The 23,837-nt window shown below is 47.2% G+C and carries 24 protein-coding genes; 15 read left to right on the top strand and 9 right to left on the bottom strand.

Annotated elements, in window-relative coordinates; genetic code table 11:
• Positions 1–2: 2 nt before the first annotated feature.
• Positions 3–536, top strand: a complete 534-nt coding sequence (gene recX / locus ABD980_RS10600) for a recombination regulator RecX (protein ID WP_345371593.1) — start codon at positions 3–5, stop codon at positions 534–536.
• Here the strand turns inward: recX and ABD980_RS10595 are convergent.
• Complete coding sequence (locus ABD980_RS10595; RefSeq protein WP_260649763.1) at positions 510–1,427, bottom strand: LysR family transcriptional regulator; 918 nt, start codon at positions 1,425–1,427, stop codon at positions 510–512. The genes recX and ABD980_RS10595 overlap by 27 nt on opposite strands.
• Before the next feature lie 129 nt (positions 1,428–1,556).
• Between ABD980_RS10595 and metE the strand changes: the two genes are divergently transcribed.
• From metE to sucD, 4 genes are all read left to right on the top strand, one after another.
• Positions 1,557–3,854 carry a 5-methyltetrahydropteroyltriglutamate--homocysteine S-methyltransferase gene (gene metE / locus ABD980_RS10590; RefSeq protein WP_345371591.1) on the top strand — a complete coding sequence of 766 codons (2,298 nt, stop codon included), beginning with the start codon at positions 1,557–1,559 and terminating at the stop codon, positions 3,852–3,854.
• Between the two features lie 192 nt (positions 3,855–4,046).
• A complete protein-coding gene (locus tag ABD980_RS10585) occupies positions 4,047–4,607 on the top strand; it encodes a DUF2889 domain-containing protein (RefSeq protein ID WP_345371589.1) in 561 nt (186 codons plus the stop codon).
• Positions 4,608–4,680: 73 nt separating this feature from the next.
• Complete coding sequence (gene sucC, locus ABD980_RS10580) at positions 4,681–5,841, top strand: ADP-forming succinate--CoA ligase subunit beta (RefSeq protein WP_260649767.1); 1,161 nt, start codon at positions 4,681–4,683, stop codon at positions 5,839–5,841.
• An 18-nt stretch (positions 5,842–5,859) separates the two neighbouring features.
• A complete protein-coding gene (gene sucD / locus ABD980_RS10575; RefSeq protein WP_260649768.1) occupies positions 5,860–6,741 on the top strand; it encodes a succinate--CoA ligase subunit alpha in 882 nt (293 codons plus the stop codon).
• A gap of 66 nt (positions 6,742–6,807) precedes the next feature.
• Here the strand turns inward: sucD and argH are convergent, their stop codons facing one another.
• The gene (gene argH, locus ABD980_RS10570; protein WP_345371586.1) at positions 6,808–8,217 is read right to left on the bottom strand and encodes an argininosuccinate lyase; all 1,410 of its coding nucleotides are present in this window, start codon (positions 8,215–8,217) and stop codon (positions 6,808–6,810) included.
• A 137-nt stretch (positions 8,218–8,354) separates the two neighbouring features.
• Between argH and ABD980_RS10565 the strand changes: the two genes are divergently transcribed.
• A complete protein-coding gene (locus ABD980_RS10565; RefSeq protein ID WP_345371584.1) occupies positions 8,355–9,656 on the top strand; it encodes a mechanosensitive ion channel family protein in 1,302 nt (433 codons plus the stop codon).
• A 40-nt stretch (positions 9,657–9,696) separates the two neighbouring features.
• Positions 9,697–10,035, top strand: a complete 339-nt coding sequence (locus ABD980_RS10560; protein ID WP_260648657.1) for a P-II family nitrogen regulator — start codon at positions 9,697–9,699, stop codon at positions 10,033–10,035.
• Between the two features lie 16 nt (positions 10,036–10,051).
• On the opposite strand, the gene ABD980_RS10555 is transcribed toward ABD980_RS10560, so the two are convergent.
• Positions 10,052–11,269: an MFS transporter gene (locus tag ABD980_RS10555; protein ID WP_345371582.1), complete on the bottom strand. Its 1,218-nt coding sequence runs from the start codon at positions 11,267–11,269 to the stop codon at positions 10,052–10,054.
• 137 nt (positions 11,270–11,406) lie between these two features.
• Here ABD980_RS10555 and ABD980_RS10550 point away from each other — a divergent pair, with 137 nt between their 5' ends.
• The gene (locus tag ABD980_RS10550; protein WP_260648659.1) at positions 11,407–12,138 is read left to right on the top strand and encodes a pseudouridine synthase; all 732 of its coding nucleotides are present in this window, start codon (positions 11,407–11,409) and stop codon (positions 12,136–12,138) included.
• Positions 12,139–12,200: 62 nt separating this feature from the next.
• Here ABD980_RS10550 and ugpQ read toward each other — a convergent pair whose 3' ends face one another.
• On the bottom strand, positions 12,201–12,959 hold the full coding sequence (gene ugpQ / locus ABD980_RS10545) for a glycerophosphodiester phosphodiesterase (RefSeq protein ID WP_260648660.1): 759 nt from the start codon (positions 12,957–12,959) through the stop codon (positions 12,201–12,203).
• A 155-nt stretch (positions 12,960–13,114) separates the two neighbouring features.
• Here ugpQ and ABD980_RS10540 point away from each other — a divergent pair, with 155 nt between their 5' ends.
• The 3 genes from ABD980_RS10540 to ABD980_RS10530 all read left to right on the top strand — a co-directional run bounded on the left by ABD980_RS10540 (position 13,115) and on the right by ABD980_RS10530 (position 16,212).
• Positions 13,115–15,061, top strand: a complete 1,947-nt coding sequence (locus tag ABD980_RS10540; protein ID WP_345371579.1) for a SurA N-terminal domain-containing protein — start codon at positions 13,115–13,117, stop codon at positions 15,059–15,061.
• 94 nt (positions 15,062–15,155) lie between these two features.
• The gene (locus tag ABD980_RS10535; RefSeq protein ID WP_300647296.1) at positions 15,156–15,854 is read left to right on the top strand and encodes an AzlC family ABC transporter permease; all 699 of its coding nucleotides are present in this window, start codon (positions 15,156–15,158) and stop codon (positions 15,852–15,854) included.
• Positions 15,844–16,212 carry an AzlD domain-containing protein gene (locus ABD980_RS10530; protein WP_345371577.1) on the top strand — a complete coding sequence of 123 codons (369 nt, stop codon included), beginning with the start codon at positions 15,844–15,846 and terminating at the stop codon, positions 16,210–16,212. Before ABD980_RS10535 ends, ABD980_RS10530 begins: the two co-directional genes overlap by 11 nt.
• On the opposite strand, the gene ABD980_RS10525 is transcribed toward ABD980_RS10530, so the two are convergent.
• Genes ABD980_RS10525 through xth form a run of 5 tightly spaced genes read right to left on the bottom strand, consistent with a single transcriptional unit; the run spans position 16,193 to position 20,536 of the window.
• Positions 16,193–18,463, bottom strand: a complete 2,271-nt coding sequence (locus tag ABD980_RS10525; protein ID WP_345371575.1) for a RelA/SpoT family protein — start codon at positions 18,461–18,463, stop codon at positions 16,193–16,195. The two genes, ABD980_RS10530 and ABD980_RS10525, sit on opposite strands and share 20 nt — an antisense overlap.
• A 27-nt stretch (positions 18,464–18,490) precedes the next feature.
• The gene (gene rpoZ, locus ABD980_RS10520; protein WP_260648665.1) at positions 18,491–18,694 is read right to left on the bottom strand and encodes a DNA-directed RNA polymerase subunit omega; all 204 of its coding nucleotides are present in this window, start codon (positions 18,692–18,694) and stop codon (positions 18,491–18,493) included.
• 38 nt (positions 18,695–18,732) lie between these two features.
• On the bottom strand, positions 18,733–19,383 hold the full coding sequence (gmk, locus tag ABD980_RS10515) for a guanylate kinase (RefSeq protein WP_260648666.1): 651 nt from the start codon (positions 19,381–19,383) through the stop codon (positions 18,733–18,735).
• A 10-nt stretch (positions 19,384–19,393) separates the two neighbouring features.
• Entirely contained in the window at positions 19,394–19,726 is a 333-nt protein-coding gene (locus ABD980_RS10510) for a hypothetical protein (protein ID WP_260648667.1), read from the bottom strand.
• Between the two features lie 30 nt (positions 19,727–19,756).
• On the bottom strand, positions 19,757–20,536 hold the full coding sequence (gene xth / locus ABD980_RS10505; protein ID WP_300647293.1) for an exodeoxyribonuclease III: 780 nt from the start codon (positions 20,534–20,536) through the stop codon (positions 19,757–19,759).
• Between the two features lie 219 nt (positions 20,537–20,755).
• Between xth and ABD980_RS10500 the strand changes: the two genes are divergently transcribed.
• The 4 genes from ABD980_RS10500 to ABD980_RS10485 all read left to right on the top strand — a co-directional run bounded on the left by ABD980_RS10500 (position 20,756) and on the right by ABD980_RS10485 (position 23,832).
• Entirely contained in the window at positions 20,756–20,905 is a 150-nt protein-coding gene (locus ABD980_RS10500; protein WP_300647292.1) for a hypothetical protein, read from the top strand.
• A 73-nt stretch (positions 20,906–20,978) separates the two neighbouring features.
• Positions 20,979–21,740, top strand: coding sequence for a spermine/spermidine synthase domain-containing protein (locus tag ABD980_RS10495; protein WP_345371572.1), 762 nt, complete (start codon positions 20,979–20,981; stop codon positions 21,738–21,740).
• A gap of 251 nt (positions 21,741–21,991) precedes the next feature.
• A complete protein-coding gene (locus ABD980_RS10490; RefSeq protein WP_377536261.1) occupies positions 21,992–22,876 on the top strand; it encodes an ABC transporter substrate-binding protein in 885 nt (294 codons plus the stop codon).
• A 65-nt stretch (positions 22,877–22,941) separates the two neighbouring features.
• Entirely contained in the window at positions 22,942–23,832 is an 891-nt protein-coding gene (locus ABD980_RS10485) for an ABC transporter permease (protein WP_300647289.1), read from the top strand.
• Positions 23,833–23,837 lie beyond the last annotated feature (5 nt).

Genomic DNA, 23,837 nt, shown 5'->3' with positions numbered 1-23,837 from the left:
ATATGTCTAATTGGGAGTTTTTTCAGGATGACGAGAACTTTGAGCAGCTGGAAATCACCTCTGCTCAAACTCCGTCACCTGCACCGAAAAAAGCAGGTCCCTCACTGAAAGCCCGTGCGATCGACCTGCTTTCTAGGCGCGAGCATTCTCGTGTGGAGTTACGGCGCAAGCTATTACGCCACGCCGAGGATCCAGATCAGGTAGATAGCTTGCTCGATGAGCTTGCGCAACAAAATTGGCAATCCGATGAGCGCTTTGTGCGTAGTCATCTTAATCGACGCGCCAATAAATTTGGCACGTATCGCTTATTGCAAGAATTGCGTCAACATGGTGTAGATGAAAACCATATTCAAGCGGCACAGACTGACCTAAAAGAAACGGAGTTTGAGCGAGCTTATGACATCTGGGAACGGAAATTTGGCCAAGCGCCCACCGATCAAAAAGCCTATGCAAAACAATACCGTTTTATGGCAAACCGTGGATTTGGATCGGGGGTGTTACGCCGTATCTTAGAGCGCTTTAACGATTCCTTTTAAGTGCTGAAAACATGTCTGTTGGGCTTGTTCTAAAAACGCCACCATATAGTCTGCATCGCTATCTTCACTCCGTTTGGCTGCATAGAGTGTGCGCCAAATCCCATTTTCTCCCAATTTGGCCGTGCGTAGCCACGGGTTTTGTTGATATTCAGCTAAAGCCCAATTAGGAAGGCTGGCAACACCTCGTAAACTGGCGACCAGTTGCATAATGATGGGAGTTAGTTCTGCTTTGCGGATTTCCGCGGGTTCGATGTCGGCGGGATCTAAAAACTGGGTGAAAATATCTAAGCGTTGTTTTTCTACGGGATAAGTAATAAGTGTTTGATCTGCCAACTGCTCCGGTTCAATATAAGCATACGTGGCTAAAGGGTGTTTGGCAGCCATCACCAACACGAGCTCGTAGCGAAATAAAGGGGTGTAGTCGATTCCAGCCAGAGGTTGAGGGTCAGAGGTGATCACCATGTCTAAGTCACCGCGTAATAGCGCGGGCAATGGTGCAAAAGAAAAAGCGGCAGAAAGATCTAGGCTAACGTCAGGCCAATCGGCACGAAACTGATCCAAGGTGGGCATGAGCCATTGGAAACAAGAGTGGCAATCTATGGCTAAATAAAGCCGACCTGTACGACCAGCCGCTAAGCGTTGTAGTTCGCGTTCTGTTGCCCGAATTTTAGGTAGTACCTCGTCGGCAAGGGCCAAAATGCGCAAAGCTGCTGTTGTTAGGCGCGCTGGGCGTGTGCGTCGGTTTAACAGTTGTAATTTGAGTCGGACCTCTAGGTCGCGTAGCTGATGTGATAAAGCGGATTGGGTGACGTGCAAGGTTTCAGCCGCCTCTTGGAGGCTTCCGGTGGCACGAATAGCGCTCAGCGTTTCAAGATGACGAATTTCAAGCATGATTTTAGTTGAGTTTTATTCATATAATGTTTGTGGGATTTGATTTTTTATTTTGGCATATATCCTAGACAATAGTAAGTATGGGTTGCTTAATTGCATTTTCCTTATTTGCTTATGGGGTTTAGGTATATGACTGTTTTTCATAATCTGGGTTTTCCGCGCATTGGTAAACAGCGCGAACTAAAAAAAGCGGTAGAGGCATATTGGAATCAAGAGCTGTCGCAAGAAGCTTTGCAACAAGAAGGCGCACGACTACGCCAAGCACATTGGCAGCTGCAACACGAGGCTGGGGTTAAATGGGTACCAGTGGGTGATTTTGCCTGGTATGACCACATTTTAGAGTGGACCACAACCTTAGGGGTGGTGCCGGCACGGTTTCAGCATCCAGTCGGAAGCAGTGTGGATTTGGATACGTTATTTCGGATGGCGCGTGGTCGAGCCCCTCAAGGGCAGCCTGCAGCCGCTTGCGAGATGACGAAGTGGTTTGATACGAATTATCACTACATTGTGCCAGAGTTAGAGGCGAATCAGTCTTTTTATCTTGCACGCGAAAGTTTATTTGATCAGGTGGCTGAAGCTCAGCAAGCCGGGTTTGAGGTTAAACCTGTGATTCCAGGACCATTAACATGGTTGTGGTTATCAAAAGGGGATAGTTTTAGTGAGGGGGCGGGGGATGTGGCTAAATTACAGCTATTACCTGCTTTGCTTACGGTGTATATAGAAATACTCGAACGCTTAGCAGCCCAGGGAGTGGAGTGGGTGCAAGTGGATGAGCCGGCTTTAGTACTGGACTTACCTCCTGCTTGGTTACAAGCCTATGCGACTGCTTATGAGCAGCTAGCACAAAGCCCTGTTAAATTACTGGTGGCGACTTATTTTGAAAGTATTGCGCATCATATTGATACGGTAAAACAGCTTCCTGTCGCTGGTTGGCATATTGATATTGTGCGCGCACCTCAACAGCTAAACGCTGTAGTAGAAGCCTTAGGGGCAGATCAGGTGCTGTCAGTAGGGGCGATTGATGGGCGTAATATTTGGCGTTCAGACCTGGATGCGTTAAGTCGCCAATTACAAGTGGTGCGTGCGCAGCTCGGATCGCGACTTTGGATCGCTCCTTCTTGTTCGTTGTTGCATGTGCCGGTGGATGTAAGCAGTGAAACGGGTCTAGATGAAGAATTAAAAAGCTGGCTGTCTTTTGCTGTGCAGAAACTGGAAGAGTTGCGCTTATTGATCGCGCTTTTAGAGGGGACGGTTTCGGACGCAGATCAGAAATATCTGCTTGCACAGAGATCTGCTTTGCAAAGTCGCGCACATTCAGCACGTACGCATAACCCTGAGCTGCGAGCGAAGCTGAAAAAAATAGATCAGATCTCACGTACTCGTACGCCTTTTGCTGAGCGTATTCACGTGCAACGAAAACATTTAAATTTGCCGGCTTTTCCCACTACAACTATTGGGTCTTTTCCACAAACCAAAGAAATACGTCAGTTACGACGCGATTGGCGAGAGGGGAATGTGAGCGATGCGGCGTATGAAAAAGCCATCCAAGCAGAGATTGAGCGCGTCATTCGCTTCCAAGAGGAAATAGGCATCGATGTGTTGGTGCATGGCGAGGCAGAACGTAATGACATGGTTGAGTATTTTGGTGAACTGCTTGCTGGTTTTGCTTTTACTCAAAATGGTTGGGTGCAAAGCTATGGTTCGCGCTGTGTCAAACCTCCGATTATTTTTGGTGATGTGTTACGTCCCGCGCCTATGACGGTGGCTTGGTCGGCTTATGCACAATCTCTAACAACGCTGCCAGTAAAAGGGATGTTGACTGGTCCGGTGACAATGCTGCAATGGTCTTTTGTGCGTGATGATCAGCCTCGCAAAGAGACATGCCAGCAGTTAGCGTTGGCTTTGCGTGATGAGGTATTAGATTTAGAGGCAGCGGGGATACAAGTTATTCAAATTGATGAGCCTGCAATTCGAGAAGGGCTGCCGCTGCGCCGTGCTGACTGGGAGGCCTATTTGCAATGGGCAGTGGATTGCTTCCGCCTTAGCACTAGTGGAGTAAAAGATAGTACGCAGATTCACACTCATATGTGTTATTCCGAGTTTAATGACATCATGCAAGCCATTGCGGCCATGGATGCGGATGTCATTACGATTGAAACCTCACGCTCTAATATGGAGTTGTTAGAGGCGTTTGAAGACTTTCATTACCCGAATGACATTGGCCCTGGCGTGTATGATATTCACTCGCCTAATATTCCACAGCAAGAGTGGATGGTTAGCTTAATGCAAAAAGCTGCACAAAAGCTCCCTGCAGAGCGATTATGGGTGAATCCTGATTGCGGCTTAAAAACGCGAGGTTGGCCTGAAACCCAGGCGGCTTTGCTAGAAATGGTTGCCGCTGCACGTTATTTACGCCAACACTTATAGCCTAAAGCTATAGGGTTAAAGCTTATTATGCCCCTTAGCCATGATATGGTCATGGAAAAGGGGCTTTTTTGTGGAATTCACCCTATAGGCTGACATATTGCTGACAAAAGTGAGGAAAATTGCAGCCTTAGGGGGTAGGTGCGTTATACTTAACTGGTTTTTGTTGTTTGTCTTTGCTTAGGTGTTTTCTGTATGTCTCTGCCAACCACATCAGTGAAACGCTCGCCTTTACATAAACGGGCTGTGACCGTAGAGGTATTTGAGCGAGAGGATGGTCTGTGGGATCTAGATGCTGTCTTGGTTGACACCAAATCGTATGATTTTCCCCTATTCGAAGGTGGGGTACATCCCGCAGGGCAGCCGGTTCACCATATGCTGTTGCGTATTACTATCGACGACAGTTACACCATTGTAGATGCCGCGGTTCAATACGAAGCGGCGCCTTATAAAGTCTGTGCCACTATCGCTGATGACTATCGACAATTGATCGGTCTAAATCTCTTACGTGGATTTAGGCACGATGTGCGTGCGCGCTTGGCGGGGCGATATGGTTGTACGCATATGACAGAACTTACGAACGTCTTGCCTACTGCTGCGGTGCAGGGGATTGCTACTCGCTTGAATCGAATCAAGGCAACAACACAGCAGCAGGATAAACGCCCCTTTCATATTGATGGGTGTCATGCCTTACGTGCAGATGGTGATATTGTTCGGGTTTACTATCCTAAGTGGTACGAGAAGCCCGATACGTAGTGTTTTTGCTTGTTTGTTGCAACGCAGCAAATGAGCAATTTTTTTAATGTGTTCTTAGACTGACAGGTACTAAATGAAAATTCATGAATATCAGGGCAAAGCACTGTTAAGAAAGTACGGTGTAGCGGTGCCAGAAGGCATTCCTGCATTTTCCGTCGATGAAGCAGTTGCTGCGGCCGAAAAGCTAGGGGGCCCAGTTTGGGTTGTTAAAGCGCAAATTCATGCCGGCGGTCGTGGTATGGGTGGCGGGGTGAAATTAGCTCGCTCAATGGACGAGGTTAAGCAACTCGCTAACGAAATTCTTGGGATGCAGCTGGTCACACACCAAACCGGTCCCGAGGGACAAAAAGTACGTCGTTTGCTTATTGAAGACGGCGCGGATATTAAAAAAGAATACTACGTAGGTATTGTGACGGATCGTGAGTCGCAGCGCGTATGCGTGATGGCCTCTGCCGAAGGTGGTATGGAAATCGAAGAGGTAGCGGCCACTCATCCTGAGAAAATTCTCAAGGTTTTTGTGGATCCAGCTACGGGCCTAACTACCGAAGAAGCTATGGGGCTTGCAGCAGGAATTGGTATTCCTGAGGCTTCGCAAGCACAAGCAGCCGATCAGTTCAAAAAACTGTATCAGGCTTACTGGGATACCGATGCTTCGTTGGCTGAAATCAACCCATTGATTTTGACTGGCTCGGGCGACATCATGGCGTTGGATGCAAAATTCAACTTTGATACGAACGCACTGTTCCGTCAGCCTGAAATCCTTGAGTACCGTGACTTAGACGAAGAAGATCCTGCAGAAGTAGAGGCCAGCAAATTTGATTTAGCTTATATCCAACTGGATGGCAATATCGGTTGTTTGGTGAACGGCGCTGGTTTGGCGATGGCTACCATGGATACCATTAAGCTATTTGGTGGTGAGCCTGCAAACTTCTTGGACGTTGGTGGTGGTGCTACCGCAGAAAAAGTGACTGAAGCTTTTAAAATCATGTTGAAAAACGATGATGTAAAAGCCATTTTAGTGAATATTTTTGGCGGTATTATGCGCTGTGATGTGATTGCCGAAGGGGTAATCGCAGCGTGCAAGGCGGTGAACTTAGATGTACCTCTTGTGGTACGTATGAAAGGAACCAACGAAGAGCAAGGTAAGAAAATGTTGGCCGAGTCTGGTTTACCTATCATTAGTGCTGACACCATGGCCGAAGCAGCAACCAAAGTTGTGGCGGCTGCCAAATAACCGGAAAGGATTTATTTCATGTCAATTCTAATTAATAAAGATACCAAGGTCATTACACAAGGTATTACAGGTAAAACCGGTCAGTTCCATACACGTATGTGCCGTGAGTACGGTAACGGGATGGAAGCTTTTGTAGCGGGCGTAAACCCTCGTCGTGCTGGTGAAGACTTTGAAGGGGTACCTATTTACGCCACCGTTAAAGAAGCCAAAGCAGAAACCGGTGCGACCGTTTCGGTCATTTATGTTCCTCCTGCTGGTGCTGCGGATGCTATCTGGGAAGCCGTGGACGCGGATTTGGATTTAGTAATTTGTATTACTGAAGGGATTCCGGTGCGCGACATGCTCGAAGTACGCAATCGCATGCGTGCAGAGAACAAGAAAACGTTACTGCTTGGACCAAACTGCCCTGGTTTGATTGTTCCTGATGAGTTGAAAATCGGGATTATGCCGGGTCATATCCATCGTAAGGGTCGTATTGGTGTGGTGAGCCGCTCTGGTACATTAACTTATGAGGCTGTTGCTCAACTGACAGAGCTTGGCTTGGGCCAGTCCGCTGCGGTTGGTATTGGTGGCGACCCCATTAATGGTTTGAAGCATATTGATGTGCTGAAAATGTTTAATGACGATCCAGATACGGATGCGGTCATCATGATTGGTGAAATCGGTGGTCCAGATGAGGTAAATGCAGCTCGTTGGGCCAAAGACAACATGACTAAACCGATTGTGGGCTTTATTGCGGGTGTGACCGCTCCAGCAGGAAAGCGTATGGGTCATGCGGGTGCGTTGATTTCTGGTGGCGAAGATACGGCCGATGCGAAATTAGCAGTGATGGAAGAGTGCGGTATTAAAACCACACGTGATCCATCTGAAATGGGCAAATTACTTAAATCTATTTTGTAATTTGACGAGCTAGTAAAAAGCCCAGCGTATACACGCTGGGCTTTTTTGGTTTGGATGACAAGAAAGTTAGTTTTGCTCTAACAAGCGTTGTGCTTCGATACGAACCCGTTCTGGCGCCGTGCCCCCGATGTGGTTGCGTGCTGCTACTGAACCCTCTAGGGTAAGCACATCAAAAACATCATTTTCAATAGAAGGGTGAAAAGCTTGTAATGCTTCTAGGCTTAAATCGGCTAAATCGCAGCCTTTTTGTTCGCACTCGCGCACAGCCAGGGCAACGGTTTCGTGAGCATCACGAAATGGCAGGCCTTTTTTGACCAAATAATCTGCTAGATCGGTGGCCGTAGCAAAGCCTTGTAGCGCTGCAGCCCGCATTGCTTCGGCTTTGACTTGAATGCCTGCAATCATATCGACAAAAATAGTGAGCGTATCGCGAATGGTGTCCGCGGCATCAAATAGACCCTCTTTGTCCTCTTGGTTGTCTTTGTTGTAGGCCAAAGGCTGCGCTTTCATAAGGGTTAATAACGCCATCAGGTGCCCCGTTACACGACCAGTTTTACCACGTGCAAGCTCAGGAACATCTGGGTTTTTCTTTTGGGGCATAATAGAGCTGCCTGTGCAAAAGCGGTCTGCAAGCTCAATAAAACCTACGCGAGGGCTCATCCAAATGATGAGTTCTTCGGAAAAGCGCGAGATATGCGTCATAATCAAAGCGGCGGCGGCACAAAACTCGATGGCAAAGTCACGATCGGAGACAGCATCTAAGGAATTGCGGCACACTCCCTCAAAACCTAATAGGGTTGCCGTGTATTCGCGATCAATAGGGAAAGTGGTCCCTGCTAAAGCCGCAGCCCCCAGTGGCAAGCGATTAACGCGTTTTCTACAGTCTTGTAGGCGTTCGATGTCGCGACCAAACATTTCGGCATATGCCAGTAAATGATGCCCAAAGGTAACAGGCTGAGCCACTTGTAAATGCGTAAACCCGGGCAAAATGGTATCGGCATGCTCAAGAGCCAGTTGAGCAAGTGCTTTTTGAAGCTGCTTAAGTAGATCGACGCTCTGATCGATTTCAGCACGTAGCCACAAACGGATATCGGTGGCGACTTGGTCATTACGCGAACGCCCTGTGTGCAAGCGTTTGCCCGCATCACCAATTAGCTCAACCAAGCGTTTTTCAATGTTAAGATGCACATCTTCTAAGTCAAGCAGCCACTCAAACTGGTTGTTTTGAATCTCAGTAATGATTTGTTCCATGCCGCGCTGGATATCAGTGAGATCCTGCTGACTGATCACACCAGCTTGAGTGAGCATTTGAGCGTGCGCCAGGGAACCCTGAATATCGAATAAAGCTAAACGCTTATCAAAATCGACAGAAGCGGTATAACGTTTTACTAGCTCTGAAACGGGCTCAGAAAAACGGGCTGACCAAGCATGGGCCTTGTTATCGAATTGGTTTTGGTTGTTTTGTTGGGTAGACATAATTACAGATAAAATAAGCGATAGAGGGTAGACAATATATGTTACCCTTTTTGGTGACAAAGAGCGCCACTTTTATAAGAATCATAGCACTAGGCGCCAGGGTTTTTAATGGTTTGTGAATTTATTAGGCTGTTAGGATGGAAAACACACTACAAGTGAGTGATTGGCATGTAGAGGAATGGCTGTATCAGCATTTACCTGAAACGTGGATGCAAATTACGGCTGCCGTCATTATTTTAGTGACGGTCTATGCGTTGTTGCACTGGGGTACCTCGGTAGCAATGCGTATTGTTTTAGGGCGGTTTTTACTCACTATTGGTAAAAGTGAATGGTTAACTGCTTTGCAGCAACGTCGTGTGCGGGAACATTTAAGTGCTTCCATCCCACTTTTTATTACGGCTACGGGGTTGGGGATGATTCCCGTCGGGCAGCAGACACTAGAGGTCATTGCACGCCTTGTCTTGGCGGTATCCTTGTTTTTTTTGTTTCGTGGGATTAGTGCGTTATTGTTAACAGCACAAGATGTTTACGAGAGTAAAAAGCAGGATCAGACAAGATCGATTAAAGGCTATTTGCAACTTATTCGCATTGCTTTTTGGTGTATTGCCTTCATTATATTGGTGTCGGTATTAACCAATAAATCTCCCTTGTTGATGATTTCTGGTTTGGGGGCTCTTTCTGCTGTTTTGCTTTTGGTATTTAAAGATACGCTATTGTCTTTAGTAGCCAGTGCGCAAATGAGCACCAATGATATGTTGCGCATTGGCGATTGGATCGAGATGCCGCAAGCGGGGGCCGATGGGTATGTCATCGACATTGCTTTACACACCGTTAAAGTTCAGAATTGGGATAAAACGGTAACCACTATCCCTACGTATAAGCTCTTTTCTGAAAGCTATCGTAACTGGCGTCAAATGTTTGAATCAGGGGGGCGGCGTATCAAACGTAGCTTACGTATTGATGCGCGTACCGTTCGTTTTTTACGTGAGGATGAAATTCAAGCATTACGCCGCTTTAGCTTACTCAAGGATTATTTGGAGCAAAAAGAAACCCTGTTAAAGCAGGCAAATTATGATGAGACAGGGGGTGCCAAAGATCCGGTTAACTGTCGTCGTCTGACTAATCTTGGTACGTTTCGGGCCTATGCGAATGAGTACATCAAAAATAAAGAGGGGGTTCACCCAGATATGACGATGATGGTGCGTATGATGGAGCCGACTGCCGAGGGCATCCCTATGGAAGTTTATTGTTTTAGTAGTGATACCGCTTGGGTAAATTACGAAGCTTTACAAGGGGATATCTTCGATCATCTGATTGCGATTTTGCCAGAAATGGGTTTACGCTTGTATCAAGCGCCGGCTGGAGCGGATTTAGCTGGTGCTTTTCATCCACAAAACGTAGCAAAAACGGATCTGGCGCCAATAGATGCTCGGGCTTAATGCTACTATATGCCATTGCTTGTTTTATATGACGTGAACAATGAAACAAATTACCGCTATGATTAAGCCTTTTAAGCTCGAAGAGGTACGAGAGGCATTAGGGGAATTAGATATTACCGGGCTGACCATCACCGAAGTAAAAGGTTTTGGTCGCCAAAAAGGGCATACCGAGCTATATCGTGGTGCTGAATATGTGGTGGATTTTTTGCCTAAAATTCGTATTGATATTGTTGTGCCAGCGGAACGCTGTGATGAAATCATCGAAGCCATTATGCGTGCGGCACAAACAGGAAAAATCGGGGATGGCAAAATTTTTGTCACCCCCGTTGAACAAGTTATTCGGATTCGTACTGGGGAAACAGGCTTAGCAGCACTATAACTCCCCCAACCCCAGCCTAGGCCGCTGGGGTATTTTTGTGCTGGCGCTCATGCCAGGCCAACCAAATTAATGCAAGACTCACTACCCCAACAATAGGGAAGGTCCAGACATTAATGCCGTTCCAGCCTTGTTTGGCGAGTAGTTTTCCAGAGGAAAAAGAAGACAGCGCCACAGAGCCAAAAATTAAAAAATCATTAAAAGCTTGTACACGGCTGGTTTCTTCTGGGCGATAGCAATCGGTCACGAGTGTAGTGGCACCAATAAAACTAAAGTTCCAGCCTACGCCTAATAGAATTAAACTGGTCCAAAAGTGCGTTACAGACAGCCCAGCTAAGGCAGCAAAACTGGCTGCGCCAATTAATACAATTCCCAATAGGGTGATGCTAATTTTACCAAAGCGGTTAATCAGCATTGAGGTGACAAAACTCGGCGCAAACATAGATAAAATATGCCATTGCACGCCTAATGTAGAATCGCGCACACTATGACCACAACCAATCATGGCTAACGGCGAGGCCGTCATCATAAAGCTCATAAGACTATAAGACACCATGCCCGTTACCACGGCTATGATAAAGCGTGGATTTTTGCTGATTTCCCATAAGGAGCGGCCGGTGCTAGTAGAAGTATGCACAGAGGCAGATTGAATGGCATCACTGCGCAAAAGGCTAATGAGTGGGATAGCAAGGGCTGCCAAGCCAGCTTGGGCTAAAAAGGTAGCTGCAAATGGCGTAGCAGGCCATAGGTCGCGGGTAAATAAAATGATTTGTGTACCAACAATGGCAGCCGCTAACCCCCCAAGCATGACCCAAGAAATGGCTTTGGGGCGCCATTCCGGGCTGACACTATCGGCAGCAGCAAAACGATAATTTTGTACATACGAGGAGTAAAAACCGGCTAAAATGGTGCCAAGGCTAAAAATGACAAAAGAACTGATCGTGATGCCCAAATAGGCAGTTAGCCCACCACAGATCCCTAATAGAGCGCCTAGAAAATAGGCATTGCGTCGACCTAGGCGACGCATAAAAAAGGCAGCAGGTAAAATACCAATCGCCATCCCTAGATTAAATAGACTAACCGGCAGCGTGGCGTACTCGGGATTGCTCGCCAGCTGCTGCCCAACCAGTCCCCCTAGCGCCACAACCAACGCAGGGTTAGCGCCGCCTAAGGCTTGTAGTCCAGACAGAAGTCCGGCATTGCGGCGACCAGCGCCAGAAAAAGTGGATTGCGTCATAAGAACCGATATGGATCAATAGATTAAAACAATTAGCAATAAGTTAATCGCTATTTGTTATTTAGCCAAGCATTTCTCGCCATCCTATAGGGATATGAGGCGATAGCAACCTATTAAGCAACCTTTAACAAAACGTTATGGAAATACGAATTTCAAAAATAATGGCCGATCGAGGCATGTGTTCACGGCGTGAAGCAGACGCGTTTATTGAGCGTGGCTGGGTTTATGTCAATGGGCAAAAAGCCGTTTTGGGTCAAAAAGCCTCGCCAACTGCCAAAATCACTCTGCATCGCACAGCAAGAGAAAAACAAACGCAGCGGGTTACGATTATTCTAAACAAACCTGTTGGTTATGTCTCTGGGCAGGCAGAAAAGGGGTATAAAAATGCGGTGTCATTGATTCAGGCGCAGAATCAGTTTCGGGGTCGTAATAAAAATGCGCCGCGTTTTGACGCATCTCACTTACGTGGTTTAGCGCCCGCTGGGCGCTTGGATATCGATTCCCAAGGGTTATTGGTATTAACTCAGGATGGGAGGATAGCGCGTCAATTGATTGGAGAGGACTCTCCCATAGAAAAAGAATACTTGGTCCGCGTCACGGGTCATTTGGATGAAAGAGGTCTAGCCTTATTAAATCATGGCTTAAGTTTAGATGGTGAGGCTTTGCGCCCCGCTAAGGTGAGCTGGTTGAACGAGGATCAGTTACGATTTATTTTACGTGAAGGAAAAAAGCGACAGATCCGCCGTATGTGTGAAATGGTGGGCTTAAAAGTCGTCGGACTAAAGCGTGTACGCATGGGTAACGTGGTGTTAGGGGATTTGCCAGAAGGGCAATGGCGTTATGTACGCCCTAATGAGCGATTTTTTTGAGCATGGTGTTCTCAAGGGGCGGTGCAAAAACAGTGAGTATTTGCACCGCGCTGGTATGGGTGTTAATCAAAGCAATGTGGTGCCATCGTGTCGATGTTATCTGTGACAATACCTTTGCAGCCCCAGCTTAGTAGTTCCAGAGCGCGTTGTTTATCATTCACTGTCCAGATACACATTTCATAGCCTGCTTGGCGTGTTTGTTCAACCAGTGCTTGTGTGGTTAGCGTTGTATCTAAGTTTAGGGCAACGCAGCCTAAACGCTGTAAACGTGTTAGGTAGTCATCAGGTACATGATTTTCAATTAATAAAGCACGCGGAAGCTCAGGCGCAGCAAGCTTGGCTGCCTCCAGAGCCGTTTCGGAAAAAGATGAAAGCAAAGGTGGAATGCTGGCATGCTGCCAGAGTTTTTGTGCAATACGTGCGACACGAGCCCCTGTTTCGGCCTCTAAGCCGGTTTCCGGTTTGATTTCAATATTACTGCAAATACCTTGAGCAATAGTAAATTGCGCCATGGTTGCCAAGGTTAAAATGGGCTCACCGGTGTATTTTGGGTTGAGCCAGCCCCCAAAATCAAAGTGTAAAAGCTCGTCTAGATTATACTGACTGGCTGGGCCCTTGGCATTTGACGTACGATCAATGGTGTCGTCATGTAATAAAATAGCCACGCCATCACGACTGAGCTTGACATCATATTCCATCATTTTAAACCCATGTGTGGCGCCAAGACGAGCCGCACTAAGGGTATTTTCGGGAGCATGTTTGCCTGCGCCACGATGAGCAATGAGCGTAGGATAATTCCAAATAAAAGGAGAACTAGGCATAAAAAGGCAAAAAATAAAAAAGATTGCAGTAAAATACTTCCATTTTACGCCTTAGCCTGCATTTTGGGGCGGCACTTTGCAAGCAAAGTGGTAAACTCTTTGGCTATGTAACTAATCTATGGCGATATGGGTGCGCAAACCCAAATAGGTGATTCATGTTCAATTTTATTCGTAGACATCAACGCTTAATGCAGTTGGTGTTGCTTATCTTGATTTTGCCGTCATTTGTATTGATTGGCGTTAGTGGCTATACCAATTACGTTTCCGGAGATGAGGATCTAGTGAGCGTAGGGGATAGTGCTGTCACTGCTCAAGAGTTTGATCAAGCACGCCGTAATCAGCTGCATGAGCTACAGCGTTCTATGGGCAATGCATTTGATCCGGCGGTGGTGGAAACACCAGAGGTTAAACAACAGCTACTGGATTCTTTGGTAGACCGTCGTGTGTTAATTGAGATTGCAACCAAAGAGCGTTTTAGTGTATCGGATACGGCTTTGCGTCAAGCCATTGCCGCGATGCCCGAAATGCAAGAGGACGGGGTTTTTTCTCCACAGCGATATAACCAGTTATTGGCTGGTGCAGGCTTAACTTCAAAACAGTTTGAGCAGTCTCAGCGTGCGGAACTCGCTTTGGCGCGAGTGATCACCCCTGTGACTCAGACCGCAGTGTTACCTCAAGTCATTCAGGACGAGCTACAAAAAGTCCTGCTTGATAGCCGTACGATTCAGATGCATGTGCTTCAGGCTGCTGATAAAGTCGCGGAGCAGAGCATTACCGATGAGGAAATACAGGAATGGTACCAAGCCAATCAGGAGCAGCTACGTCTACCTGATTACGTTAATGTGGATTATGTGTTGCTGGATGAGCAAGCAGCCGTAAAGAGCGTACCTGCCTTAAAAGACGAAGATCTACAGTCGTATTACGAGCAGAACAAAGCACGCTTTGTTACACCCGCGCGTATTCACTTGAGTCATATCTTAATTCAGCCTGGTGCTACAGACAACGCACATCAAGAGGCGCAAAAACAGGCTAAAGACTTAGCCGCGCAAGCCCAAGCCGCCCCAGATCAGTTTGCGGAGCTTGCTAAGGCGCATTCTCAAGATAAAGGGAGCGCTACATCAGGGGGCGAGCTTGGTTGGATCACGCAGGGCAATTGGCCCGAGGTGTTACAAAATGCGGTATTTGCTTTGAAAAAAGGAGAGGTCTCGGGTGTGATTGAGGGGCCGGATGGCTATCACATTTTTAAAGCAAATGACTTCCAAGAAGAACAGCGTCAACCGTTTGAGGCGGTGCGCGAGCAGATTACGAATGAAGCCCGTCAACAACTAGCAGCGGAGCGTTTTGCCGATATGGCAACTAAGCTAACCGACTTAGTGTATGAAAGCCCCGAGAGCTTAGCGGCGGCGGCTGAGACCTTAGGTTTGCCTATTTTGCAGGCTAAAGGTGTGGCTCGAGATCGTTTGCTTAGCGAGGCTGAGCTTGGTTTAAGCAAACAACCTTCTGCAAGCGCCGCCTTGCTCGAGGATCCTCGTGTACGTCGAGCGCTTTATACACCTACCTCTTTAGAGCACAAGCAAAATGCAGGGGTGATTGAGCTTTCTTCGGATACGTTGGTAGCGGTGCGTGTCAATGAATTTGTGCCCTCACATGTACCCAGCCTAGAGCAGCTGCGTACGCAGGTAGAGCAGACTTTGGCCCAAGAAAAAGCCTTAGAAGCGACGCAAAAAGCAGGGCAGCAACTGCTTAAACAGCTACAAGCAGGCGAAGATATCGCTGTGGATTTTTCCGAGAGCCTAACCGTGAGTCGTATTGATAACCAGCAGTTACCTAAGGCGACTTTGGATCGTATTATGACAACCGACGTACAAAGCCTACCGGCGTATGTTGGTGTGGAAACCGAAACAGGCTATCAGCTGGTTAAAATTATCGCTAAAGAGTCTGCAACGCCAGATCCTTTAATTGCTGATTTCTTGCAAATGCAGTTGCAGCAGCTCTGGGGGAATGCACAAGAGCAGGTCTTTATGCAAGCGTTACGCGATCAGCTACAGGTCAAAACCTTACCTGCAGCAGCTACTGCCATGGAGTCAGAGCTAGAGGAATAAGCTTATAAAGTGTAAACCGTTGTGAAAACCCCCTATATGCTTTTAATATAGGGGGTTTTTTGTGGTTCAAGGTGCAAAGCCAAAAGGTAAGAGTATGAAAAAAGCGCTATTGAGCGGCTTGGGGGCCAGTAGTTCGATTGCTCTAGGATATTTTCCTGTGGCCGTTTCTTTTGGGGTGGCAGCGGTTCAGGCTGGATTGTCGCCTTGGTTTGCGACCTTAATCTCCATTGGGGTTTATGCGGGAGCTAGTCAATTTATTCTGATTGTACTGATTGCGCAGCAGACCGCTATTCTGCAAATGGTGATGATTACCATTGCTGTGAATTTACGACACCTATTTTATGGGCCTGCATTATTAAGCCAATTTCAACAGAAGGAGCTACCGCGCTGGCCGGCATTGATGGCATTTGGTTTAACGGACGAGGTATTTGCCACGGCACGGGGGCGTTTGAGTAGAATTCCACCCGGGCAAAAAGAAGCTTGGTATTTGGGACTGCAGCTAGGTGCTTATAGCGCTTGGGTGAGTGGTACCGTGTTGGGGGCCTATGTTGCCAGTGACTGGTTAATGGAGCAGCCGCTATTGCAGCAAACCTTAGCTTTTGTATTGCCTGCTTTATTCTTTGCCTTATTGCTTGATATGAAGCAGTATGTATCGGGTTATTTGTTATTGAGTGTGGCTACGACCACACTATGTGCACATTACTACTTACCTGCTCATCACAGCTTATTGATTGGTATGGGGATAGGAGGGATATGGGCTTGGTTGCAGCAAAAGGGTAAAAGTGGATACTAAATCTGTGTTTTTTTTGTTGGTAGGCGCTGGAGTAGGAACGTATTTATTACGTTATTTACCTATGCGTTGGTATTTAACATTGCAAACTATTTTCGAGCGCCCAGACTTACGCGCGGTCTTGGTTACCTTGGGTCCCGCTGCAATAGTGGCCTTACTTGTGGTGTCGCTAAGTGGATTAGTGGGGCTCAATACCCCTAAGGTTGCCTTAGGGCAAGTGGGTCCGATTGGGCTTGCTTGCACTGTGATGTGGATCGTCTTTAGGTGGTGGCGCAACACCATACTGATCACAGTTATTGGAGTATTCAGTTATGGTGTTGTGCTTTATAGCCAATCGCTTTTTAGTTTGTCTGGCCTTTAACGCGGACAATCTTTTGTACTTGGGGGACTTGACGCATGGAGCGGATAACCTGTGCAAGGTGATTGCGGCTATCGACTTGAATAGTCAGGTGAAGGAGTGTAGTGACACCCTCATCATCGGGCATAGTGAGGTGTAAGATATTAGAGTCAGCCTCGGTGATTGTCGCCGCTAAGCGCCCGAGTACCCCGCGCTCATTAAGCGCAGTAACATCTAGGCGTGTGGATAAGTGGCGAGCGGTTTTGGTATCCCAGATCACGGGAATCCAACGCTCGGGCTCTTTGGCTTGTTGTCGTTGGGCGACGGCGCATTCTGCCATATGCACAACTAAGCCATGCCCCATGCGAATGCCACCGACAATAGCATCACCAGGAAGAGGACCGCAGCAGGTGGCTAACTGAACGGCTTGGCCTTCATTGCCATGGATGACGACGGGGGCTCGGGTGGTGGAGGTGTACTCATCTACCGCGGCAGCGGTGGTTTTAATAAGAGGATTATCAGCGATAAAGCGACGAGCCACCACGGCAGCCAAACGTTTGCCTAAACCAATATCGGCTAGGATTTCAGTTTGTGAGGTTGCACCTGAGCTTTTCACCAGCCCTTCCCACATGGGGTCATTGTCTGCGGGCATTTCAATGCCGAGCTCATTAAGGGCTTGTTTTAAAAGACGGCGACCAAAGGCTACTGATTCCTCGTATTGAACCGTACGCAGATAATGCCGTATTTCTGAGCGCGCACGACCAGTACGCACATGATTTAACCATTGTGCACTGGGTCGAGCTGCGGGTGAGGTGATGATTTCCACCATATCGCCGCTTTTGAGCTCGCTGCGTAAAGATACGAACTCATCATTGACTTTAGCCGCTACAGCGTGGTTACCAATATCCGAGTGAATGGTATATGCAAAATCAATAGGCGTTGCCCCACGTGGTAAAGAGATAATTTTGCCACGAGGTGTATTGACGTAGACAGCATCAGGAAATAGGTCGACTTTTACGTGCTCTAAAAATTCGCTAGAGTCCCCAGTTTGGCTTTGAATATCTAATAATGATTGTAACCAGCGGTGCGTGCGTTTTTGTAGCTCGCTCAAAGAAACGTCATCGTCTTTATATAGCCAGTGTGAGGCAACCCCCTCTTCGGCGACATGATCCATTTCGCGAGTGCGTATTTGGAACTCTACAGGGGTACCATGAGGGCCAATAAGAGTGGTATGCAAAGACTGATAGCCATTGATTTTAGGGATGGCAATGTAGTCTTTAAATTTTCCAGGAATGGGTCTGTAAAGCTGATGTAATGTACCTAGGGTTAAATAGCATTCTGGAAGGGTGTGGACAATAATTCTAAAGCCATAAATATCCAACACATCAGAAAATGATTTTTTCTGTTCACCCATTTTACAGAAAATGCTATAGAGGGATTTTTCACGGCCGGAAATTTCGGCTTCAATCCCAGCGGCAGGCAGCGCAGCATGAACCGCATCACTGATTTTTCCTAACGCATCACGGCGATTACCACGAGCGGCAAGGAGCGCTTTGTGTAACACACGATAACGATTGGGATGAATGGCTTGAAAACAACGATCTTGGAGTTCTCGAAAAAGCGCATTAAGCCCCAGCCGGTGCGCAATAGGCGCGTAAATTTCTAGGGTTTCTTTGGCAATGCGACGTTGTTTTTCAGGGCTGACCGCATCAAGCGTGCGCATATTGTGCAGGCGGTCTGCCAGTTTAATTAATATGACACGAACATCGCGTGACATGGCCAACAACATTTTTCTAAAGCTTTCGGCTTGTTGTTGGCTTTTGGTTTCAAACTGCAAGCGCTCTAGTTTGGAAACACCATCTACAATCTCAGCAACATCGGTGCCGAATTTTTCAGCAAGCTCTTGTTTGCTGACGTCTTGGTCTTCGATAACGTCGTGTAGTAGCGCAGCCATGAGGGACTCGGCATCGAGTTTCCAGCCGGCGCAAATTTCAGTCACAGCAATAGGGTGAGTGATATAGGGCTCACCGCTTGATCGAAACTGACCTAAATGGGCCTCGTCGGCTAATTTATAAGCTTCGCGTACACGCTCTACATCGGCCTCATCTAGATATTTGCTGATGATTTTAGTTAAAGGAGCGAGTGAGGCAATGGTGTTTTTCGCGGGCTCAAGCTTAGGCACCGATACGGTATCTTTGCGACGACCGAGTCGGGATCCTTTTTTTAGTACAGCGAGTAAGCCTGAAGAGGCGCCTTTGAGGGTAGAAAAAGCCATTGCCTGTCCTTTTGTGCTACTAAGTGATTAGGTGGGGACTTTGCGTAACATTTCCATACCGGTAGCTCCAGCAGCGACTTCACGCAACGCGGTCACTGTGGGCTTGTTTTTGCTTTCCAAGCGGGGTTCGTGACCTTGAGCAAGCTCACGCGCACGGTATGCCGCGACTAAAGTGAGATTAAAGCGGTTTGGGATTTTTTCTAAGCAGTCTTCGACCGTAATACGAGCCATAATGGTTTACCTGTAAGTCAAAATATCAATAAGTACTATTATAGTAAATTTGCGGCCACAGAGGCACTGATGCCAAGTTGATCAAATAAATCCGCATAGCGCGCCGCCTGTTGAGCAGTGCGTAAGCGACTCGCTTGAATAATGGCTTGTAGTTGGGCCAAGGCGACATCAAAGTCATCATTGATAATAGCATATTGGAACTCGCCAACGTGAGCCATCTCACCACCGGCTGCGAGTAAGCGTCGTGCAATCACTGAGTCATCATCTTGACCACGTTTGCGTAAGCGCTCTTCTAGAGCTTGGATAGAAGGGGGGAGGATAAAAATGCCAATGGCTTTAGGAAAGCGTTCACGCACTTGACGTGCACCTTGCCAGTCAATTTCGAGGAGCACATCTTTGCCCGTGGCTAATGCTTGCTCAACAGGTTGGGCTGGGGTGCCATAAAAATTGCCATGTACCTCGGCATGCTCAAGCAAATTATTGCTGTCACGTAACTGTTGGTATTGTTCAAGGCTGACAAAGTGGTAGTGCTGTCCGTTGGTTTCGCCGGGGCGCATGGGACGAGTTGTACATGATATAGATAGCTCTATATTGGGCTCTTGTGCTAACAGCGCATTAACAAGACTGGATTTGCCCGCCCCACTTGGAGCGGCGACTAAAAACACATTGCCGTGAAACGTAGCTGGCATAGGTATCCTTTTAGTGGTGATGAGCTTGACCTGCGTTAATACCGAACTGCTTCAGCACTTCATCTTTGGTAGCATGGTCAATGCAGAGAAAAACAACGGTGTCCTCAGCGTTAAGATTTTGACTAACGTCATCAATCATAGCGCTTGCGTCTTGTGGTTGGCCGACGGCCATGACATGGATATCTCCATCGGCATCAAATCGTTCTTGTGGGACGATATCGGCGACTCTATCAATATTAGGCTCGCTTACGACAACGTAAGCGTGGACAAGACAGCCGTCTACATATACTTGCAATACGGCGCCTTCGTTTAAGGTGGAGATCAACTGGTTGGTTTGGCTCATTATTGCCTCCGTGTAATGGGATTGGCTGTGTTAGAGATCAAGTTGCACGATAACAGGGGTGTGGTCCGAAGGCTGCTCATTAGCGCGTGGGGATTTGTCCACCAAGCAGTCGGAGCAGTGGGTCAACAAAGGCGTAGAGAGCAAAGCGTGGTCAATACGTAGACCTGCGTTACGTCTAAAGGCGCCGCGTCGATAGTCCCACCAAGTAAAACCAGGGTCTTCAGGATGAATATGCCGGAAAGCGTCATGTAGACCAAGGTCAATGAGTTTTTGCCAAGCGGCTCGCTCTGCTGGGGAAACATGAATTTTGCCTTCCCATTTTTTAGGATCATGCACATCGAGGTCTGTGGGCGCTACATTATAGTCCCCTAAAATAGCTAGGTGAGGATAATGTTGTAGTTCATCACTTAACCAATTTTCTAGAGCAGCAAACCATTGCATTTTATAAATGTATTTATCACTGTCAGGGGCTTGACCATTTGGGCAGTAGGCACTGATGACCCGTATAGGACCTTTGGCGGAGTCATAGGTAGCGGCGATCACACGTTGCTGTGGGTCTTCAAAATGAGGAATATTACGCTGCACTTGCGTGCCTTCGGTTTTGCTAATCAAGGCGACGCCGTTATAGGTGGGTTGCCCGGCCCAGACTGCTTGGTAGCCGATGGCTTGTAATGCATCGAGCGGGAATTTGTCTTGAGGAAGTTTAAGCTCTTGTAAGCACAGTACGTCCACGGGGTTTTGTTGTAGCCAGTCAATGACCTGGGGCAGGCGCACCCGTAATGAGTTGACATTCCACGTTGCGAGTTTCACGATTTTTGGCTCAAAAAATAAAAAGAAAGTAAAAATTCCTTAGATCATAACCGAATTCAATATAGGACGAAGGGGTATCGCAGGAGTCTTTATGGGCATTTTATTTAACTTTTATTTGTAAGTCTTTGTCTTTATTGGATTTTTTAATAGTTCGTGTTATAATGATTGGAATGCGGGGCAAAAGGGTTGTCCCGCAAATTTTTAGCAGGAGGTGTATGTATGGCTACGAAACGACCCACACGTCGTCGTAAAGAGCTTGTGATTGAGCCCTTAAACTGGGTAGCACCCGATGCACGCGAAGATCAAAGCGATAAACGCGTCGAGAAGGACGAAGTAGAACAAGACGATAAAAAAATGGCAAAAAGCTAATTTTTATTGTTTGTACTAAAATACTGAACGCGCAGGTTATGCCTGCGCGTTTTGTTTTCTGAGGATCTTAACTATGGAAATGTTTAATCAAGCCATTGATATGAATGATGTCACCATCTCCGAAGAGGATGGGATTCGTTATTTGCATTTTGGTACGCAATGGATTCAAGGCGCTATGCGCATCATGCGTCCCCATGATTTGGTTTTAACTTACACTCAGCAAATGATGGCTTGGTTACTTTTTCAGGAAGTCAGCAAAGATGATGGGATCGCGATATTAGGCTTAGGGGCAGGCTCACTGCTGCGCTTTTGTATGAAACATACCCAAAGTGATTTGCATACGGTTGAAATTAATCCGCGCGTCACCGCCATGTGCCAAGCTTTTTTTCGTTTGCCACAAAATCAACGCTCGGTTATTTACCATGAGGATGCAGAGTCGTGGGTACAAGACCCGACACATTTTGATCGATATCGCGTGTTGATGGTGGATTTATATGATGCGGCCGCACAAGGTCCGGTATGTTCGTCGTTGGCGTTTTATCAAGGATGTTACCGCTGCTTAGATGAGCAGGGTTTGATGACGGTAAATTTATTTGGCGCTCACGAAAGTTATGATGTGAATATCAATCATATTTCTCAAGCTTTTCACGGCAATATATTGATTTTGCCTGAAATTGACGAGGGTAATATTGTCGTACTGGCATTTAAAGGGGATGATCTGTCGCGGACAACAACGGCCATGCTTATGGATCAAGCCGAATACATACAGAAGAAATACAAATTACCAGCTCGGCGTTGGGCCAAAGGGATTCTAGCTGAGCAGCCAAAGACGTAACATAATACGAACAGATGCTGGGGTTTTTTGCAAAGGTTGGTTTATAGTAACGGGGTCCGTATTTGTACAAGGTAGACAGGGTTATTCCCTGCGGCAATTTACAACAAATCGGGGTAGACTTGAGCGCAATTGCATTTTTGCATAAAAAATAACTAGGAGCACCCATTATGAAACGCAATAAAACCCTAAAAACCCTATTGGGTCTGGCATTAAGCACCAGTCTGCTCGCCACCTCTGCAGCGTGGGCACAAATGGTTTCAGTGTCGTCTATCGTAGAGCATCCCGCATTAGATTCGGTGCGGGACGGTGTCAAGCAAGCGCTAACAGACGCGGGTTATACCGAAGCCAATGGGCTTAAATGGCAGTTTCAAACCGCCCAGGGTAATACCGCGATTGCCGCTCAAATCGCGCGTAAGTACGTAGGTGATAAATCCGATGTAATTGTGGCCATTTCTACGCCCTCAGCACAAGCGGTGGTAGCGGCTACAAAAACGATACCAGTAGTGTACTCTGGGGTAACAGATCCGGTGGCAGCTCAGCTAGTGCCTTCTTGGGAGCCCTCGGGGACGAATGTGAGCGGCGTATCGGATATGTTAGTGCTCGAAAAGCAGCTAGAGCTGATCAAACAAGTGGTGCCCGAGGCCAAACATGTTGGTATGGTTTATAACCCAGGCGAAGCCAACTCTGTGGTTGTGGTAGAGCGTTTGCGTGAACTATTGTCTGCTAACGACATGAGCTTAGTCGAGGCAACAGCAGCACGTACGGTGGATGTGGGTGCAGCGGCTCGTAGCCTAGTTGGCAAAGTGGATGTGATCTACACCAATACAGACAATAACGTGGTTTCTGCCTTTGAGGCCTTAGTTAAAGTGGGCAATGACGCCAAAATTCCTATTATCGCTTCAGATACGGATAGTGTAGCGCGTGGAGCCATCGCGGCATTAGGGGTGAATTACTACGATTTGGGGCTGCAGACAGGGAAAATGGTGGTGCGAATTCTAAAAGGGGAAAAACCTGGGGATATCGCATCGGAAACCAGTGATCGTTTGGAGCTGTTTGTAAACCCCGCTGCGGCCAAAAAACAAGGCGTAACTTTAGACGAAGCCTTTGTTAAGTCAGCCACAAAAATTATTGAATAACTCATCACCCATGTTGCAGGCCGCCCTTATCAGGGTGTGCCTGCTTTTTTAAGAGTTGACACACAATGTCTATTTACTCCTTATGGGGTGCTTTAGAAATTGGCCTGATCTTTGGCTTGGTGGCCTTAGGGGTGTTTATTTCTTTTCGCATCCTTCGTTTTCCTGATTTAACGGTAGATGGTAGTTTTCCGCTAGGTGGCGCTGTTGCTGCAACATTAATTACTCAAGGCTTTGATCCCTTCTCAGCGACAGCTATTGCTACGCTGATTGGAGCAGGTGCTGGTATGGTAACCGGCTGGCTAAACGTGCGCCTCAAAATCATGGACTTATTGGCTAGTATTTTGATGATGATCGCGTTGTACTCCATTAATCTACGTATTATGGGTAAGCCAAACGTCCCATTGATTATGGAGCCCACGGTGTTTTCGGTACTACAGCCAGAAAATTTAGGCGACTATATGGCGCGTCCATTATTGCTTATTGTGGTTGTACTGGCGGCTAAACTACTTTTAGACTGGTTTTTTGCTACGCAAACTGGTTTAGCGATGCGTGCGACAGGCTCGAATGCCCGTATGGCTCGCTCGCAAGGCGTGGCCACAGGTAATATGGTGCTGTTAGGAATGGCTATTTCTAATGCGTTAGTGGCTTTGGCCGGCGCGTTGTTTGCCCAGTCCCAAGGGGGAGCGGATATCTCGATGGGTATTGGTACGATTGTGATTGGTTTAGCCGCAGTGATTGTAGGCGAAAGCATTTTACCAGCTCGTCGTTTAGTCTATGCTACCTTAGCCGTCATTTTAGGTGCAATCTTATATCGTTTTTTTATTGCGCTGGCGTTAAACGCCGATTTCATTGGTCTTAAAGCTCAGGATTTGAACCTAGTCACAGCAATATTAGTTACAGTGGCTCTGGTTATTCCTCTACTGAAAAAACGGTTTAAAGGGGGGCGCAAAGCGTAATCACC

The organism is Paenalcaligenes hermetiae (genome assembly GCF_039543645.1).
GTDB classification, from domain to species: Bacteria; Pseudomonadota; Gammaproteobacteria; order Burkholderiales; family Burkholderiaceae_B; genus Paenalcaligenes; species Paenalcaligenes hermetiae.
Note: the sequence above shows the minus strand (reverse complement) of the source record. Positions and strands in the feature narration are given on the sequence as shown.